2 protein-coding genes are annotated in these 2,322 nt (G+C 50.8%); both read right to left on the bottom strand.

Annotated features, from left to right (window positions below):
• Positions 1–28: 28 nt before the first annotated feature.
• Positions 29–154, bottom strand: a complete 126-nt coding sequence (locus KDK13_RS10180; RefSeq protein WP_257284869.1) for a hypothetical protein — start codon at positions 152–154, stop codon at positions 29–31.
• A gap of 139 nt (positions 155–293) precedes the next feature.
• Entirely contained in the window at positions 294–2,075 is a 1,782-nt protein-coding gene (locus KDK13_RS10185) for a chondroitinase family polysaccharide lyase (protein ID WP_257284870.1), read from the bottom strand.
• Between the last annotated feature and the right edge of the window lie 247 nt (positions 2,076–2,322).

Raw genomic sequence — 2,322 nt, forward strand, 5'->3', positions numbered from 1 at the left:
TCTCTGATGTCATTTAACGTTATATGGGTTAATCGCTGCTCATCATACCGTCATCGTGCAAGATGACTGATTGATCGACAGTACCGCTATTGCTTGCACAGCCAGTCAGCAGGGTCAGCATACCAGCAAAGAAAATAACAAGTGCCTGTTTCATTTTGAGATTCCAGATTTCGAATATGGTGCTGATCATTGAACAAAACTTTCGAAAAGTTATTGATATTAATCAATGTTTTTACAATGCTGTCGGTAAAATAGTCACAGACAGCACTTGTTTTCACTTTTCTTACCGAGCCTTACCGGACTTTGATCAGTTTGACCTCTGCAGGAATACCAAAGTAACTGCTGAAGACCAGGCTGGTGCTGTCACCGCTGGAGGCAACCTTCACCTTGTCGTTCATTTCAGCCGCCTTCCAGGCACCTTTGATGGTTACTGCAATATCCAGGGTTGCTGGCATGGTTTCCTTGGTCAGTCCAAGGTCAGTAGTGACCGCACTGATGGTCATTTCCGTATCAGAAATCGGACGGGTCATGACCATGGCCTCACGGCTGATGCTGCTGACCACACCCTCTTTAAAGCTTCCTCCACTAAAGGCAACATAGCCGGTTACCTGGGTGGCATTGTCTTTAATGACATGGGCATTGGCATCTTTACGCAGCACGTCGTAAGGTTTCTTGCCAGCTTTCATATCGTCAGCCAGTCTGGCCATCGCTTCCGGTGTGGTATCCATCAGCACCAGGTACTCATAACCGGCATCACTGGGTGCCTTGCCATGGTTAATCCAGGCAACGGAGAAATCGCCTTCTGTCGGTTTCATGGTTTTGTCATGACGGGATGTCTGATGCTGACGTCGTACGTTCACCTCATCACCCTTGATGACATAGTAACCATTGTCATGGCCATCAATCAGCCAGTCGCCGGCCTTCAGGGTGGCTGAGAACGGTAACTGCTCAACTTTTTTGCCATTCACCCAGAGATCTGCGGATTTCTCTGCGATGCCGTGTTGGAACAACGTGGTTTCTGTCGGGTACTTAGACGTCCGGTTGCTGATATCGCTGCCCAGCATAATCAACCGGTTATCAATGGCCATTGTCGATTTCCTGGCCACAAACGAACCATCGAACCGATCCAGATGACCTGGTGCCTTGTGTTTGAAGGCAAACAGGCCGTACTGGCCTTCCAGGTTCGAGCTGCCGCTGAAGGACTCACTGCCACGCAGCATTAAGGTGTGGGTAATCGGGCTATTTAACTGATCCAGTGGCAGGTGAATAGTAGTAGCGCCCGGGTTACGATTCCAGTCCCAGCCTTCCTGGGCAAAACCGTACTCAGTCTGATCACCGAAGGGTTTGATCTGGACCGCACCATGGCTCTGATAACGGCCGTAGCGGTTATCCCGGTAATAGATTTCGGAAGACCAGACATCTTTGTTATAAGCCTTCAGCGTCACCATCTTGTCGTTGTAACGGTGAATACCAAAGGCGCCGCCGTTATAAGTCCAGTGGCCTTCTGGCAATGGCATTGGCTCAAGCTGTCTGCCAAAAATAGCCTGGCTTTCTGCAGCTGCACGACCAGTGACCTGCAGGTAGGTCGATGCCAGCTCTTCATCCAGGGTGTCACCGGTTTCAGGGTTCCCGGTTAATGCCAGCCACTTGAAGGATTCGCTGAAATCCTTCACGCCGTATGGACGGAATGGATGACGTCCGGCCAGGCCCAGGCCAATCGATGGGTTTGAGTAGTTCCATGCGGCCATCATGGCCCGCTTCAGGTTAGCCCGTCCGTCAGCGCTGACGGCAAACGGTGAGTCCTTCAGCATGTATACTACCTGGGCAGCACCGTTAAAGGCAGGGAAGGAGTAGCCAGGATAGTTGCCATCATGACGCCAGGCAGTACCGTCCGGACGTAAACCATCGTAATAACCCGGAGGGGTCTGTGCCAGCGACAGGTTAAAGAAGTTGCCGAATTTTTTCATCAAGGCAACGCGTTCCACCGGATCAGGGTTGAGCAGCAACAGAGCCAGGTGCTGGCGAGCCAGTGTGTTGTAGTAGTCCAGGTTGGAGCTTTCTTTGCCGGTATCCATATAACGTTAAATGACATCAGAGAACCGCTCTGATGTCATAACTCCCCTCCATTCTGTTCACACTCCATAAAAACCTCACCTGATTGCACGACGACTGCATGGGCCTGAAAACCTGCAATTGTCCAGCCTGGGAGCCTTTCTGGATCAGATACCATCGATGAGTGGCTGGAAGAGGAGCGGCCTGAATTTCGTTTGCTACTGCAACAGTTACAGCTGATGTTGCAAATCATGCCGGAAATGCATCTTC

This window comes from Endozoicomonas sp. SESOKO1, from assembly GCF_024606265.1.
Taxonomy (GTDB): domain Bacteria; phylum Pseudomonadota; class Gammaproteobacteria; order Pseudomonadales; family Endozoicomonadaceae; genus Endozoicomonas.

Coding starts and splice junctions, on each gene's coding strand:
- KDK13_RS10180 (WP_257284869.1), bottom strand. CDS start 154: ATGAAACAGGCACTTGTTATTTTCTTTGCTGGTATGCTGACCCTGCTG.
- KDK13_RS10185 (WP_257284870.1), bottom strand. CDS start 2,075: ATGGATACCGGCAAAGAAAGCTCCAACCTGGACTACTACAACACACTG.